At 62.2% G+C, this 15,910-nt stretch carries 12 protein-coding genes; 7 read left to right on the forward strand and 5 right to left on the reverse strand.

Going from position 1 to position 15,910, the window contains the following annotated elements:
- Positions 1 to 169 precede the first annotated feature (169 nt).
- From fadI to T5B8_RS04875, 6 genes are all read left to right on the forward strand, one after another.
- Positions 170 to 1,531 (forward strand): acetyl-CoA C-acyltransferase FadI, encoded by a 1,362-nt coding sequence (gene fadI, locus T5B8_RS04850; RefSeq protein ID WP_353176747.1) that lies wholly within the window; start codon positions 170 to 172, stop codon positions 1,529 to 1,531.
- Positions 1,532 to 1,578: 47 nt separating this feature from the next.
- Positions 1,579 to 3,819 carry a fatty acid oxidation complex subunit alpha FadJ gene (gene fadJ / locus T5B8_RS04855; protein ID WP_353176749.1) on the forward strand — a complete coding sequence of 747 codons (2,241 nt, stop codon included), beginning with the start codon at positions 1,579 to 1,581 and terminating at the stop codon, positions 3,817 to 3,819.
- A 419-nt stretch (positions 3,820 to 4,238) separates the two neighbouring features.
- Positions 4,239 to 6,485 carry an acyl-CoA dehydrogenase gene (locus T5B8_RS04860; protein ID WP_353176751.1) on the forward strand — a complete coding sequence of 749 codons (2,247 nt, stop codon included), beginning with the start codon at positions 4,239 to 4,241 and terminating at the stop codon, positions 6,483 to 6,485.
- A gap of 261 nt (positions 6,486 to 6,746) precedes the next feature.
- On the forward strand, positions 6,747 to 7,928 hold the full coding sequence (locus tag T5B8_RS04865) for a CaiB/BaiF CoA transferase family protein (protein WP_353176753.1): 1,182 nt from the start codon (positions 6,747 to 6,749) through the stop codon (positions 7,926 to 7,928).
- A gap of 82 nt (positions 7,929 to 8,010) precedes the next feature.
- Complete coding sequence (locus tag T5B8_RS04870) at positions 8,011 to 8,574, forward strand: thioredoxin family protein (protein WP_353159092.1); 564 nt, start codon at positions 8,011 to 8,013, stop codon at positions 8,572 to 8,574.
- A 211-nt stretch (positions 8,575 to 8,785) separates the two neighbouring features.
- Positions 8,786 to 10,237, forward strand: a complete 1,452-nt coding sequence (locus T5B8_RS04875; RefSeq protein ID WP_353176755.1) for an NAD-dependent succinate-semialdehyde dehydrogenase — start codon at positions 8,786 to 8,788, stop codon at positions 10,235 to 10,237.
- Between the two features lie 73 nt (positions 10,238 to 10,310).
- Here T5B8_RS04875 and T5B8_RS04880 read toward each other — a convergent pair whose 3' ends face one another.
- The gene (locus T5B8_RS04880; protein WP_006914992.1) at positions 10,311 to 11,123 is read right to left on the reverse strand and encodes an SDR family NAD(P)-dependent oxidoreductase; all 813 of its coding nucleotides are present in this window, start codon (positions 11,121 to 11,123) and stop codon (positions 10,311 to 10,313) included.
- Positions 11,124 to 11,288: 165 nt separating this feature from the next.
- Here T5B8_RS04880 and T5B8_RS04885 point away from each other — a divergent pair, with 165 nt between their 5' ends.
- Positions 11,289 to 11,960 (forward strand): TetR/AcrR family transcriptional regulator, encoded by a 672-nt coding sequence (locus T5B8_RS04885; protein ID WP_353176756.1) that lies wholly within the window; start codon positions 11,289 to 11,291, stop codon positions 11,958 to 11,960.
- A 63-nt stretch (positions 11,961 to 12,023) separates the two neighbouring features.
- Here T5B8_RS04885 and T5B8_RS04890 read toward each other — a convergent pair whose 3' ends face one another.
- The 4 genes from T5B8_RS04890 to T5B8_RS04905 all read right to left on the reverse strand — a co-directional run bounded on the left by T5B8_RS04890 (position 12,024) and on the right by T5B8_RS04905 (position 15,879).
- Positions 12,024 to 12,944 (reverse strand): metal-dependent hydrolase, encoded by a 921-nt coding sequence (locus T5B8_RS04890; RefSeq protein ID WP_353176758.1) that lies wholly within the window; start codon positions 12,942 to 12,944, stop codon positions 12,024 to 12,026.
- Positions 12,945 to 13,003: 59 nt separating this feature from the next.
- A complete protein-coding gene (locus tag T5B8_RS04895) occupies positions 13,004 to 13,900 on the reverse strand; it encodes a metal-dependent hydrolase (protein WP_353176759.1) in 897 nt (298 codons plus the stop codon).
- A 10-nt stretch (positions 13,901 to 13,910) separates the two neighbouring features.
- The gene (locus T5B8_RS04900; protein WP_353176761.1) at positions 13,911 to 14,864 is read right to left on the reverse strand and encodes an alpha/beta fold hydrolase; all 954 of its coding nucleotides are present in this window, start codon (positions 14,862 to 14,864) and stop codon (positions 13,911 to 13,913) included.
- Positions 14,865 to 15,087: 223 nt separating this feature from the next.
- Entirely contained in the window at positions 15,088 to 15,879 is a 792-nt protein-coding gene (locus tag T5B8_RS04905) for a MerR family transcriptional regulator (protein ID WP_353159079.1), read from the reverse strand.
- Positions 15,880 to 15,910 lie beyond the last annotated feature (31 nt).

Raw genomic sequence — 15,910 nt, forward strand, 5'->3', positions numbered from 1 at the left:
CTGGGAAGGTGAACACGAAATTACACATATAAAAATAATCAGCGAGGATTGACTTTAATTGTTGACATCGTGAAATGTAAACGACTAAGAATAGGCGGACGCAGGCCGAATCGGCCCGACGTAGAAAGTGTAATTAAGTTTACGGAACTTGTGTAACGAGTATAGAGCCATGGCAGAAAACCAAGCCCCCAGCGATGCCGCGCAAGGCCGCAAATCCTCCGGCCGGGCTGCAGCAGGCCTGCGTGGTCCAAACGGTCGGATCGCCATCGTGGCGGGCGTGCGCACGCCCTTTGCACGTATCGCAACCGCGTTTCGCGACCTGGACGCGGTGGATCTGGGCGCAATGGCGGCCGCCGAGGTGTTGGCCCGCGCCGGGCTGGCGGCCGACGAGATCGAACAGGCCATTTTCGGCATGACGGTGATGAAGCCCGAAGCGCCGTTCATCGCCCGCGAGATTGTGCTGGCCTCGGGCATGAACCCGCGAACCGATGCCTATTCGATCACCCGCGCCTGTGCGACCAGTTTTCAGACCGCGGCCAGCGGCGCCGACGCGATCGCGCTCGGCCAAGCCAACGTGGTGATGACCGGCGGTACCGATTCCACCTCCGATATTTCGGTGCCGCTGTCCAAGCGGCTGGCCGATGCATTGCGTGATGCATCCCAGGCCAAGACCAACGGCGACCGTCTGAAGATACTCGCGCGCCTGCGCCCGAAGGATCTGATCCCGCGCAAGCCATCGATTACCGAGTATTCGACCGGCAAGACCATGGGCGAGTCGGCCGAACAGATGGCCAAGACCTGGGGCGTAACCCGGGCCGAGCAGGACGATCTGGCCCATGCCTCGCATGCCAATGCCGCGGCGGCACTGGCCGACGGGCGCCTGGACGCACAGCGCATGACCGCGTTCGTGAGCGCGAACGGCAAGACCGTGCCGGTCAGCGACGACAACCTGGTACGAAAGAACAGCGAGCGCTCGGGTTACGACCGGCTCAAGCCGATATTCGACCGGACCAACGGCAGTGTGACCGCGGCCAACTCGAGTCCGCTGACCGATGGCGCAGCGGCGATGATTCTCATGAGCGAAGAGCGGGCCAAGGCACTGGGCTACGAGCCACTGGCCTATATCCGCAGCTATGCATTTGCCGCGAAAACGCCCGAGCGCGATCTGTTGATGGGGCCGGTACTGGCCGCACCCCTGGCGCTTGAACGCGCCGGGCTGTCGCTATCCGACCTTACGCTGATCGACATGCACGAAGCGTTCGCGGCCCAGGTCGAGGCCAATATTCGCGGCATGGAATCCAGCACCTATCTCAAGGACATGATCGGGCGGGGGCCGCTGGGCACGATCGATCGCGACATTCTCAATGTCAACGGCGGCTCCATTGCCTTTGGGCACCCGTTTGGCGCCACCGGTGCACGCATCCTGATTCAGACTGCCCACGAGCTCAAACGCCGCGGCGGCGGTCTGGCGATGACCACCGCCTGTGCGGCCGGCGGCATTGGCGCGGCCATGATTCTGGAACGCGACTGAACCACGCCGGTTCGCCCCGACACGATTCGATGACGAGTACAGCCCTTATGAGCGACAGCGACACCACGGCCCGGCCGAGCGACGAACTCTTTACGATCGAAAAACGCGATGATGGCATCGCGATCCTGCGTTTTGGCGTGCCTGGCGCACGCCAGAACACGATCAAGGCCGAATTTGCCGATGCCTTCGATCGCGTGCTGGAAACCCTGGAACACGACACGGAAGTCATCGGCATCGTGCTGATCTCCGACAAGCCGGGTTCGTTTCTGGCCGGTGCCGATATCGGCCTGTTCGACGCGGTGACCAGCGCAGCCGAAGTACAGGCCCTGTCGAAACGCGGTCAGGCCGGCTTTACCCGGCTGTCGAAACTGCATGTGCCGGTGGTCGCTGCGATCGACGGCAGTTGTCTGGGCGGCGGTCTGGAAATGGCGCTGGCCTGCGACGTGCGTATTGCCGCCGACACGCCCGCTACCACGCTGGGTCTGCCCGAAGTCATGCTCGGGCTGTTGCCCGGGGCGGGCGGCACCCAGCGCCTGCCGCGGCTGGTGGGTATTGCTACCGCCCTCGATCTGATGCTAACCGGGCGCAAGCTGCGCCCCGCCCAGGCGAAGAAGATCGGCCTGGTCGATCGCGTGGTTGCCCCAGAAGCGCTGCTGCTGGAAGCCGTGCGCCAGGCCCGCGTGGCGGGCAAGCGCTCGTCGACCGCCTCGCCAGCGCTGATCGAGCGCGCACGCGGGCGCGTACGGGCCGGAGTGGCGGGATTGGCCAACGCGGCGCTGGAAGACAATCCGGCCGGGCGGCGGGTGCTGTTCGATCAGGCGCGCAAGACGCTGCGGGCGAAAATCCATGGCCATTATCCGGCGCCCGAACGCATTATCGATGTCGTCGCCACCGGCTATCGGCGGGGTATCAAGGCCGGCTATGCGGCCGAGGCCGAGGCCTTCGGCGAGCTGGCGATGGGGCCGGTATCGAAGGCGCTGCGTCATATCTATCACGCCACCGAATCGCTCAAGAAAGCCACCTTCGTGGCCCGCAACGTCAAGGCGCGCGAAGTGCATCATGTCGGCGTGCTCGGTGCGGGGCTGATGGGGGCAGGCATCGCGACGGTCACCGTCGACAAGGCGGGTCTGCCGGTGCGTATCAAGGATGTCAGCGACGAAGGGCTGGCCCGCGGCATGGCCCATGTGCGCGCCTTCTACGACAAGCGGGTGGCGAAAAAGGCGATGACGCGCGCCGCGGCCGATCGGTGTCTGCATCAGGTCACGGCGACCACCGACTACAGCGGCCTGGGTGCGGCGGATATCGTCATCGAGGCGGTGTTCGAGGATCTCGAGCTCAAGCAACGGATGCTCGCCGATGTGGAGGCCGCGGCGGATGCGCGCGCCAACACTGACTGCATCTTTGCGACCAATACGTCGTCGTTGCCCATTGCCGAGATCGCCGCCCATGCCAAACGGCCCGAGAACGTGATCGGGCTGCATTACTTCTCGCCGGTCGAGAAGATGCCGTTGCTCGAGATTATCGCCACCGACAAGACCGCGAAAAAGACCATCGCCACCGCCGTTGCCTTCGGCAAGGCTCAGGGCAAGACCGTGATCGTGGTTCGCGACGGCCCCGGTTTCTATACCACGCGCACGCTTTCGCCTTATCTCAACGAAGCCGCCCGGTTGCTGTCCGAGGGCGCGAGTGTGCGGGCGATCGACGAGGCGCTGGTGGACTACGGTTTTCCCGTCGGTCCGCTCACGCTACTCGACGAAGTGGGCGTGGATGTCGGCGTCAAGGTCGGCCCGATTCTGGAAGCCGCCTTCGGCGAGCGTATGGCCGCGCCTGAGGCCTCGGCGAAGATGATCGAGGCTGGCTATCTCGGGCGCAAGTCCGGCAAGGGGTTCTACGACTACACCGCGAACAGGAAAAAAGGCGCCAAGCGGCCGGTCAATGCCGAACTGGCCACGCTGCTCGCTGACGAGCCTCAGGGCGGGCAGGCACCGAGCGCGGCCGAAATCGTCGAACGCTGCACGCTGTTGTTCGTCAACGAGGCGGCGCACTGCCTGTCCGAACGCATCATCGACGACCCCATGCAGGGCGATATCGGCGCGGTTTTCGGGCTGGGCTTCCTGCCATTTACAGGCGGACCGTTTCGCTATGTCGACACGCAGGGTGTGAGTAATGTCGTCGATCGCCTGCAGGCGCTTGCCGAGCGCCACGGCCCGCGTTTCCAGCCGGCGCCGATTCTCGTGACCATGGCCAAGGCGAGCGCCGACTCGCATCGGCGCTTCTACAGCGTATGAGGCAGGCCGGTGATGACCGTAGTATGGCTTCGTTCGTCAAAGACTTCTATCCGCAGATTTCGCAGATGACGCAGATTGAAGACAAAGACGAAAAGTTGGTTGTCAGACAGAGAGGAATTCATAGAGGTGATGCGCGTTTTTGTAGCCGCGCCCTTCGATCTGACGACCGCTCGACAACCGACTGACCGACTGATTTTCAAATCCTTTCAATCAGCGAAATCTGTGGATAAATGACTTGAAGAACGAAGCCGGATTAAGTGTTCGAGGTCATGGAATGGCCGCTGGCGCAGTTTGAAAGATCAGGAATGCCTTTGATCAGTGCGGGTCTGCGACTGATCGGGTGATTTATTGGCGTGCTCGGCGTAACCCGCGCCCAAACGCCCCAACGAGAAGCCCACAGCGGCTCGGGAGTGCCACCCATGTTCGAAAAACTGATGAAGTGGATGCAGGCGAATAATGTTTTGCCGCGTATCTCCGATACCGAACGCCAGGCTCTGGAGGCCGGCGATGTATGGATCGACGGCGAGTTCTTTTCGGGGCATCCGGATTTCAAACGCATGCTGGATTCGCGCTATGGCCACTTGAGCGCCGAGGAACAGGCGTTCATGGATGGGCCGGTCAACGAGCTGCTTTCGCGGGCCGACTGCAACGCGATCGCGCTGAGCCGGCGTGTGCCCGACGACATCCTCGAATTCATGGCGGCCGAAGGCTTTTTCGGGCTGATCATTCCCAAGGCCTATGGCGGCAAGCAATTCTCGACGTTGGCGCGCTCGGCGATCATGGCCAAGGTCACGCCGCATTCGGGCATATTGTCGGCGTATGTGGTCATCCCCAATACGCTGGGCGCGGCCGAGTTGCTGGTGGAATACGGCACCGACGAGCAGAAGGAACACTATCTGCCGCGGCTGGCGCGCGGCGAATACCTGCCGTGCTTCGGCCTGACCGAACCGACCGCCGGTTCCGATGCGGCCTCGATCACCGCCGATGCCGAAGCGTTTCGTGATGACGCCGGCGATGTATCGCTGCGCCTGAATTTCGCCAAGCGTTATATCACCCTGGGGCCGGTCGCCAACCTGATCTCGCTGGCCTGCCGGCTACGCGACCCCGACAATCTGCTGGGCAAGGGCGAAGCCCCGGGTATTACCGTGGTGCTTATCCATGCGGGTACGCCAGGACTCAAGCAGGGCGATCGCCACGAGCCGATCGGCGAAGCGTTTCCCAATGGGCCGCTCATCGGCGAGAACGTGGTGGTGAGCGCCGACAACATTCTCGGTGGCCGTGCGCAGGCTGGCGGGGGCTGGCGCATGCTCATGGAAAGTCTCGCCGGCGGGCGTATGGTGTCCTTGCCCGCCACCGCTGTGGGTGGCATGCGCACGGTGGCCGCGGCTACCGGCGCCTATTCGATGGTACGCCAGCAGTTCGGCCTGGCGATCGGGCGTATGGAAGGGGTGGCCACGCCGATCGGGCGCTTGAACGCGCTGGCCTATCTGGGCGAGGCCGCGCGTGTACTGGGCTGTACGGCGGTGGACGACGGTATCGACCCGCCGGTGGTTTCAGGCGTGATGAAAGCCTATACCACCGAACTCGCGCGTGAATGTGCCACCGATGCCATGGATGTGTTTTCCGGCGCGGGTGTGATGCAGGGGCCGAACAACATCATCGGCCGCGGTTATTGCAGTGCGCCGGTGGCCATTACCGTGGAGGGCGCCAACATCATGACGCGCACGCTCATGGTATTCGGCCAGGGCGCGATTCGTTGTCACCCGCATGCGCTCAACGTGGTGCATGCCGTGGAAAACGACGATTCAGCCGCGTTTTCGAAAGGCATGCGCGGCTGGATCGGCCACTTTTTCGCGAATATGGGACGTACCCTCGGCCACGGGCTCACGCGCGGTGCGTTCGTGCGGGTGCCGGATGTCGACAAGCACACACGCCGCTACTACAAGAAACTCGGCTGGGCTGCCTCGCGCTTTGCGCTGTTGACCGATCTGGCGCTGTTCTTCGTCGGTGGCAAACTCAAGATGCGGGGCAATCTCACCGGCCGCTATGCCGACGCGCTGGCCTGGATGTTGATGGGTTTTGCCACACTCAAGCGTTTCGAGGCCGAAGGCCGCCAGCCGGCCGATCGTATTCTGGTGGACTATGCCATGCGTCTGAGTCTGGCGCGTGTACAGGCGGCCTTCGAAGGTATTTACGAAAATTTCGACGGCCCGCTCGGCAAAATGCTGCGTTGGGTCGCGCTGCCCATGCTGCGGGTGAACCGGTTGGCACGTCTGCCCGACGACCGGCTGGCGGTGGCCTGTGCCGGTGTTTCGCAACGTATGGATGAACAAAGCCAGCGTCTGAATGCCGACATCTTCATGCCGCAGAATACCGAATCCGGGGTGGGACGCTTGTTCGAGGCATTTCGGCGTGTGAGCGCGGCATCGCCATTGGTGGAGCGGATCAAGGCCGCGCAGAAGCAGGGGCGGTTGCCCGACGGCGATCCCGATGCGCTCGCGGCGGCGGCTCGTGATGCGGGCATTCTCGATACCGACGAAGCCGACCAGGTGGCGGCCGCTCGTACGGCGCGCCTGGCCGCGATCGATGTCGACGTGTTCAGTGAAGCCGAATTCTTTGCCCGGGCGGTCGATACGGCCGAGGCCGCGCGGCGCGAGGCGGCATAGGGCGAGCGCTTTATGGGGCCGGCAATGCACGCCAATAAACGCAAATGCAAGACAGCGTTTGATGATGCAAAAAGGTGAGCGGGCGGCCCGAACAGCACAGCGACAGCCTTCGATCGACCTGCGTTTTGCCTTATTCGCGTGTATTCGCGTTCATTTGCGGACACGTTGCTTGCGCGAGCAAAGCCAAGCGTTGCAGACATAATCCACTGTGTTCTTACGTTCGATGGGTAGCTGAACGTATTCGACCAATCAGGATAGACCATGACCAATCCGCTTTTGGACGGTGTGCGCATACTCGATTTGACCCGTTTGTTGCCCGGCCCGCATGCCACCCAATTGCTGGCCCAGCTGGGTGCCGAGATCATCAAGATCGAGGACCCGCAGGGCGGCGACTATGCGCGCACGCTCTCGCCGGCACTGTTCGAACAGGTCAATCGAGGCAAGGCGTCGGTGACCCTGGATTTGCGAAGCGCCGACGACGTGGCGGCGTTCAAGCGCCTGGTAGCCGACGCGGACGTGGTGATCGAATCCTTTCGCCCCGGTGTGATGGAACGGCTCGGCTGCGGCTACGACACGCTCAAGGCCATCAACCCGAAGCTGGTTTATGCCGCGCTGACCGGCTATGGCCAGAGCGGGCCGCTGGCCGCGGCCGCCGGGCACGATCTCAATTATCTGTCGTTATCCGGTGTGCTCGATCAGACAGGCCAGGCCGATGGGCCGCCGGCCATGTCCAACGTTCAGATCGCGGATCTGGCCGGGGGCGCGTTGACCTGTGCGGTGGGCGTGTTGTCGGCGATTATCGGTGCCCGTGCCAGCGGCCAGGGCACGTTCGTGGACGCGGCCATGCTCGACGGTTCGCTGGCCCTGCAGCCGGTGGCCATGGCTACCCGCGCCCAGTTTGGCCATACCCTGGCCCGAGGCGCCGATACGCTGACCGGCGCATTGCCCAACTATCGGGTTTATAAATGCCGGGACGGGCGTTATCTGGCCGTCGGCGCGCTCGAGCCGAAGTTCTTTGCCCGCCTGCTCGAACGGTTGAATCCGGTTAAGACAAGGAAGGCCGGGCGACGCAAGGATCGATCCGATCGTGCGAAAACATCACCCGCCGGACGCGACCCGGGCGCGCGTGGCTGGGCCGAGCGAGTCACCAACGCCTTGTCCGATCCGCGCCGTGCCCGGCATCTCACCCGACCCGTGCACTGGGGCTTGGCCGCCCTGTTTCGTACCCGCAGCCGCGATGCCTGGATACGGGTGCTTGGCGATACCGATGCCTGCACCACGCCGGTACTGACCCTCGAAGAAGCGCTCGCCCATCCGCAGGTTCAGGCCCGCGACATGCAGCAGGGCGATGCACTGGGGTGCCCGCTGCAATTCGACGGCCAGCCCCGCGACGCGCTGTCGCCGAGCCCGGCGCTGGGGGCCGACAATACGCGCCTGCTTTAGACACGGCTCGCCGGGACCGGTTTTGGGTCGCCCGGCGACAGTGGCTAAACTGGCGGGTAATATTTTCCAACAAGGATTGATCATGTCGCTGACCGATTCGACCATGATGCCGCTGGGCAAGAAAGCGCCCGATTTCTCGCTGCCGGATACGGTATCCGGCCAGACGGTTTCGTTCAACGACGTCGCCGGCGAGCAAGGCACAGTGGTGATGTTCATCTGTAATCATTGCCCGTACGTGCTGCATATCATTGATGAGATCGTGGCGGTGGCCAACCACTACCAGCCGCAAGGCATCGGCTTCGTCGCCATCTCGTCAAACGATATCGCCGAGCGCCCGGAAGACGGCCCTGAACAGATGCAGGTTTTTGCCGAGAGCCGCGAGTTTGCGTTCCCGTATCTCTATGACGAAAGCCAGGATGTGGCCAAGGCCTACGATGCGGTTTGCACGCCCGATTTCTTCGTATTCGATAGCGATGGCAAATGTGCCTATCGCGGCCAGTTCGACGAGTCGCGTCCGAAAAACGGCGTGGCCGTGACCGGTGCTGAACTGCGCGCCTCGCTTGATGCGCTGCTCGAAGGCGACATGATCCCTGAAGACGTTCAGGTGCCCAGCCAGGGCTGCAGCATCAAATGGAAAGCCGCCTGATTCGATAGCGGCTTGGCCATGAATCGATCGAGCCCTTGGCCCGTTCGATTGGCAGTTGAAAGAACGCCGGTTCGCATAGCGACCGGCGTTTTTTTTGCGCGCGGTATTGGCAAGACGCGTTTGCCCGCCCATGCACGGCCACCATGAGCGACAACAGCGGTTTACTCGGTATATGGTTTGCGGCGTTCGATAATGAAAAAGAGGAGTACTGATGTCTGATAACGAGAAGGCCTATCCCACCGTATCGCTGCTGATCAACGGCGAATGGCGTGCGGCCGCGGGCGGCGAAACGCTGCTCGTGATCAACCCGGCTACCGGCGAGGTCATCGGCGAACACGCGCATGCGCGACAGGCCGATCTGGATGCAGCGCTTGAAGCCGCGGACGCCGGCTTCAAACACTGGCGTACGGTGCCCGCGGTCAAGCGCGCGGCCATCCTGAATAAGGCCGCCAAACTACTGCGCGAGCGCGCCGACGATATTGCCCGCCTGATGACCATCGAGCAGGGCAAGCCGCTGGGCGAAGCGCGCGGCGAAACCCTCGGTGCGGCAGGCACGCTCGACTGGTTCGCCGAAGAGGCCAAGCGTATTTATGGCCGCGTGATTCCGGCACGGGCCGAGAATGTGCAGCAGATTGCAGCCAAGCATCCGGTCGGCCCGGTGGCTGCCTTCACGCCGTGGAACTTCCCGCTGAATCAGGCTGTGCGCAAGGTGTCCATCGCGCTGGCCGCGGGTTGTTCGATTATCCTCAAGGGCCCGGAAGACACCCCTGCGTCGGTAGCCGAATTGCTGCGGTGCTATGTGGATGCCGGCGTACCCGCGGGCGTGGTGAATCTGGTCTACGGTGTGCCGTCGGAAATTTCCGAATATCTGATCCCGCATCCGGTCATCCGCAAGATCTCGTTTACCGGCTCGACCGCCGTGGGCAAGCAGCTGGCCGCACTGGCCGGCGCGCATATGAAACGCAACACCATGGAGCTGGGTGGCCACGCGCCGACGCTCGTGTTCGACGATGCCGACATGAAAACCGCGGTGAAGATGTCGAGCATCGGCAAGTTCATGAACGCAGGCCAGGTGTGTATCTCGCCGACGCGTTTTCTGGTTCAGGAAGGCGCCTATGAACAGTTTGTCGAGCAGTTCGTGGCCGCGGCCAAGGCGATCAAGATCGGCAACGGTCTGGAAGAAGATACCCGCATGGGCCCGCTGGTACACGACCGGCGTCCGACTGCCGTGGGCGATATGATCGACGATGCCAAGCAGCGCGGCGCCGAAGTCCATCTCGGCGGCAAGATGGCGGACCGGCCGGGGTACTTCTTCGAGCCGACGGTGCTCAGCGGGCTCACCCATGACATGAAGATCATGAACGAAGAGCCGTTCGGGCCGGTCGCGGTCATCAATACCTTCAAGGACACCGACGAGGCGATTGCCGAGGCCAACCGGTTGCCTTACGGCCTGGCGGCTTATGCCTTCACCTCATCCATGAAGACAGCGCATCGGATCGGTCAGGAAATCGAGGCCGGTATGATCTCGATCAACCATCTGGGCCTGGCCTTGCCGGAAACACCGTTCGGCGGCGTGAAGGATTCCGGCTACGGCTCGGAAGGCGGCAGCGAAGCGATCGAGTCTTATCTGGAAACGCGTTTCGTGACCACGGCCGCGATCTGATCGCAGCCGGCGTTCGCGCACGAAAAAGGCCGCACAAGATGGTTGTGCGGCCTTTTTTATCCCCCGGCTTTGTTCAGCTGGGCAGCAGCCGGCCCATTACCCGCCAGTAGTTGACCGGTACCAGCCGTGAGATTGCCGAGATAACCTGGGCATCAACGCCGATCAGGCATCGGCCCTTGCGTTTGCCCAGGTCGCTCAAAATCTTGCTTGCAGCCTGATCGGGCGTCGTGCGCGCCATCTTGTTGACGAAATCCCCGGCGGCCTTGCCCTGGTCGTTGCCGCCGTCCGGGCCCACATAAAAACGGGCGGAATGGGCAATGCCCGTCTTGATGCCGCCCGGATGTACGCACATCACGTGCAGGTCGCTATCCGCGGTTTCGTGACGAAGCGCCTCGGTAAACCCGCGCACGGCGAACTTGGTTGCGTTGTATGTGCCCTGGGTGGGCACGCTGATCAGGCCGAATACGCTCGACACGTTCACCAGCGCGCTACCACTGTGCTTCTTGAGTTCGGGCAAAAAGGCCTTGGTGCCGTGCACCACGCCCCAGAAGTTGATGCCCATGATCCATTCGAAATCGTCGTAAGTCGTGTCTTCGATGGTTTGCGAGTGGGCCACGCCTGCGTTGTTGACGACCAGATCCACCTGACCGTATTCGGCAACGACCTCGTCGCGAAACGTCTCGACCGCCGCACGATCGGACACGTCCACAACGCCGGTTAGCACCTTCGCATTCGCGCATTCGCTGCGGGTTTGTTCCAGGCCGGCCGTATCGACGTCGCACAGGGCGAGTCTTGCGCCACGCTTCGCACAGAGTTTGGCCAAGCTGCGCCCGATTCCGGAGCCTGCGCCGGTGATGACGACGACCTTGTTGTTCAAATCCTTCATGCGGTTTCCTTTGCGTAGCGGCCGGTGACGGTCTTTTCCCGCCTCTCCAAGTAGCGTGCCGCGATCGATCTCGGGGCGGCTGGGGCGCACTGTCGTGTTGCCAGCAGAACTGACAATATGTAATGTCAGATTACGTTTGACAATAAATAATGTCAATATGCACAGATGACCGACGAATCTTCTTCATCCCGCGCCAGCCGTAACGGACGGGCGTATGGTGGTCGCAGTCTCGACGAACGCCGTAGCAAACGACGCGCGCAACTCATCGATGCGGGCATCGCGGTCTATGGCCGCGAGGGTTTTCGCGGCGCGACGGTCAAGTCGCTTTGTCGCGAGGCCGGGCTGACCGAACGCTACTTCTATGAGTCGTTTAGAAACAGCGAAGCGCTTTTCGCCGAGGTCTATCGAACGCTCGTGCAACGGCTCGAAGAAGAAGTCGTCGCGGCAATCGATAGCGCGCCGAGCGACGCGGACGCCACCGCCCGCGCCGGGCTGCGGGTTTTTTTCGAAACCATGTATCACCAGCCGGGTACGGCGCGCATATTGTTGATCGAAATCTTCGGCATCAGTGGCGAGATCGATCGGCTCTACCGCGAAACCACACAGAATTTTACGCGGACGCTGCAGACACTGGTGAGCAACATCTTCGTGCTCGGTCAAGACAGCGGTACCGATGCCGGGGTCCTGTCGACCGGCCTTGTGGGCTCGACGATTCATATCGCGATGTACTGGACGCTCAATCGTTATCGCGAGCCGCTCGATGTCGTCGTGGAATCCAGTCTCGCGTTGTATGTGGCGATGGCGAGGCAAGCGCAGCAGGGCGCCGAAAACGTTTGACTGGCAGATAAAAAAACGGCGCGGTCGTGACCGCGCCGTTGTACGTCATCGACTGATTCGTAATCAGTGATGTGTCGCGTAGGCTGCCTCCGCGTCGTCGACCAGTTCGTCGAGCTCGGCCAGCAGATCGGCGTTGTTCTGCTGCCACGGGTGGAAGCTGTACTGAAAATAGCTTAGCCATTCCGGGATCATGCGCCGAATGAAGCCGGGCTTGCCCATGGTGAAGTTGAGCAACTTCAAGTGGCCTTTCCAGCCCTGCTTGCGGCAGTTTTCGTCGGCCCGGCTCATCTGCCAGTAGAAGCTGAGCAAAATCGGCCAGAAGAGGGTGGTGGCGAGCGTCATCGCGAATGTGCGTTCTGCCCAGTTGCGCGGACCACGACCGATGCATTTTTCGTAAACGTCATACGCCACGGCCTTGTGCTCAACTTCCTCGAGCGCGTGCCAGCGCCACATGCGTTCGAAATCTTCCTGCGAGCCCTGCATCATTTCCGGATAGCGTAGAAGCATGTCGCCCATCAACGCAGTGTAGTGCTCAAGCGCGATGGTCGCCGCCAGCGGCAGCGATTTCGGCGTGTTCTGCTTGATCCAGTCGAGCAGGTTCCAGGTGAACTGATCAAGCTTGTGCGCGGGCAGGCCGGCTTGTTCCATCAGTTCGTTGTATTCGATGTGCTCGCGTGAGTGCATCGCTTCCTGGCCGATGAAGGCCGTCGCTGCCTTCTTGAGATCCGGGTCCGGAATCTCGTCGCGATAGCTGCGTATCGCATCGATGAACATACGCTCGCCGGCCGGGAACAGCAGGCTCAACGCGTTCATGAACTGGGTCACGTTCGGGCCTTCCTTGTGCCAGTCGTTGATGCGGTCGCCAGGCGGCAGGAAATGCAGGTCGCGACGCTCGGGCATGACCGCGACGTTCTCGCTATGCGGGAACTCGCGTTCTGCAGCACTCGGTTTGTTCTTTACGACATCAGATGCGTTCTTGCTCATGGTGTCCTCCGTGATCGGGGTCGGTATGCCGTGCAAAACGGCGTATTCAAAGCAATCGATTAAGCGGTGTGGCTCGCGTAAGCGGCTTCGGCGTCGTCTACCAATTGGTCGATTTCAGCCAACAGATCGGCGTTGTTCTGCTGCCAGGGGTGGAAGCTGTATTTGAAATAGGCGAGATACTCGGGCAAGAGCTTGCGTAGATAGCCGGGGCGGCCGAGCATGAAGTTCGCCAAGTGCAGATGTCCGCGCCAGCCGGCTTTCACGCATGCCGGGTCGGCCGCAGCCAAGCGGCGATAGAACAGCATCACATGCGGCCAGAAGGTGGCCGTGGTAGTGAGCATGATGGCGCTGCGCATGGCATACGCCTTGGGCCCGCGGCCGACGCATTTCTCGTAGACGTCGTAGGCCACGGCCTTGTGTTCGACTTCTTCAAGCGCGTGCCAGCGCCACATGCGTTCGTAGTCTGCCTGCGAGCCGGCCATCTGTTCGGGATAGCGCAGCAACGTATCGCCCATGAGCGCGGTGAAATGCTCGAGCGCGATCGTCATCAGCAGCGGCGTGACTTTCGAGCTGTGCTTTTTTACGTATTCGGTATGCGCCCATACCTGGGCATCCAGCTCGCTGGCCGGCAGACCGGCCGCGTCCATGAGCTGGTTGTATTCGATATGTTCGCGCGAATGCATCGCTTCCTGACCGATGAACGCGGTCGCGGCCTTGCGCAGATCGGGGTCGGGAATCTCGTCGCGATAGGCGCGTACGGCATCGATGAACATGCGCTCGCCGGCGGGAAAGAACAGGCTCAGCGCATTCATGAACTGGGTCACGTTGGGCCCGGCCTGATGCCAGTCGCAGATACGATCGCCCGGCGGCAGGAAATGCAGATCGCGCCGCTCGGGCATGACCGGGCCGCTATAGCCATTGAATTGCTGCTGCAGGTCGGCTGTGGTCTGGATCATGAGAACCTCCTCAAGCGCTGGTTTGCGCGGGTTCCGGAGAAGACGGATTCCGGGTGCGCTGTGGTGCCGTTTCGGCGTGAATGGCATCGACGAAATGGCGGCAATGCGTTGCGATCGTCTCGGCCTCGCTCTGGATCGCCCAGTGCGCTGCGTCGATTTTTTTCACGGTGAGCGTTGTTACCCACCGGTCGAGGCCGGCCACGAAGCCGGGCCCGACGAACGGATCGCGCGCGGGCACGATCACCTGTACTGGCATCTGTGCGCGACGCTTACGCGGTGCGCGTAGCCGAGCGACGATGTTGGCGCGATACAGCGCGATGCCGGTTGCGCCGTCGCGCGCCTGGCTCGGGTTTTCGGGCAGGGTCATGCCTTCCATGCGCGCCACGATCGACGGCCAGCGGCGGCCGAGGCCTGCGTACCAAAGCAGCGAGGGCAGCCCCGGCAGATGGAACGCAAACACGTACCAGGACTTGCGCAGCTGCTTGAGCAGGCCGGCGCGATCGGTATGCCACTGCTGGCGAAGCCAGTAGCCGACGTGGTCCAGGCACGGCCCGGAAATGGAAGTGAAGCTGTCGATACGGTCCGACAGCGCTGGATCGGTTGCCGCTTCCCAGCTCTGGATCGAGCCCCAGTCGTGGCCGATCAGGTGAACAGGCGCGGCCGGGCTGGCCCAGTCAATCACCGCCGCGAGGTCGGCCGCTAGATGATCGAGCGTATAGGCGCTTGTGCTTGACGGCCGGCTCGAACGACCGGCACCGCGTACGTCGTAGCGTATACAGCGATAATCTGTAGCGAGTTTGGCGACGATGCGGTTCCACACGCCGTGGTTGTCAGGGTAGCCATGTACGAATACGAGTACAGGCGCATCGGTAGGCCCGTCGGCGTAACAGGCCAGATCGACGCCGTCACCACGCACCAGGGCAGGCGCCCCAGAGTGCTCGGCGTTGTTGTCGTGATTGGTCATTGGCCATGTTCGATGTAATCGTTACATCAAACGGTGTCACAAAGATCAAGGAAGCGCAACTTTGATGTTGCGGTGCCGCAATGACGGCACGAACGCAAACGGCGAGGCCGTCGGCGCCGTTTTATCGGTTCGCTTGGCGTGCTATTGGGACAGGATTATCGACCGACCGAATTGGCAAGCCGGTACCAATCGACTACCGCGCTTCAAGCGCGGCGCGCGAGCGTTAGCGCGCGTCGTGCAGATGTTCCATCAGCAAGGCGAGACGGTCGCCCAGGTGGCGGTCGGCTGCCTGGCCCATCGCACGCGCGACTTCCGGCAGTACTGCCATTTCCACGAGTGGACGAAAGCGCCACACGATATCGGCGAGTTCCGGCATGTCCTCTTTCGGGGGCAGTTGCCCTTCGCCATAGCGATCGAATACATGCATGGCGACCAGGCGCACCATTTCATCGGCGGCCTGTTCGACGTTGCGGCGCAGGTAGGCGACCACGTCGAGCATTTCTTCGAGTGGAATGCCGACCGCAACCAGTTCTGCGCCTGCATGCAGCATGCGCGGACTGGGCACGCGATAGCGCATGCCCTCGGGACGAATCACATCCAGTTCGATCGCTTTTTTAAGCGCCGAACGCGAGAACTGGCCGCCAAACTTCTTGAGCAACTGCGGCATCGTGACGTAGTCGGGGACTTCGTCTGTCCAGGGGCTGGCGACGGCCGTTTCGAGCCCCAACAGGCTGCCGATATCGTTGCCGCGCTCCCAGCTTCCAATCAGCTCGCCGATGTTGGCCAGCGTATAGCCGCGCTCAAGCAGGCGATTGATGATGCGAAGACGCGACAGATGCGCGTCGTTGTAAATACCTTTGCGCCCCCGCCGCTCTGGCGGTGGGAGCAGCCCGCGGTCCTGGTAGGCGCGGATGTTGCGCACCGTGCTGCCGGTTTCGCGCGCCAGCGCATCGATCGAGAATTCCTGTGGCGCGGTATCGGCGCCGTCGTCGGATGTCTTGGAAGCACTAGTCATGGTCAAAGGATAGCCCGGCGCGCTGTTGTCG

Origin of the sequence: Salinisphaera sp. T5B8 (assembly GCF_040361255.1) — a bacterium.
Taxonomy (GTDB): Bacteria; Pseudomonadota; Gammaproteobacteria; order Nevskiales; family Salinisphaeraceae; genus Salinisphaera.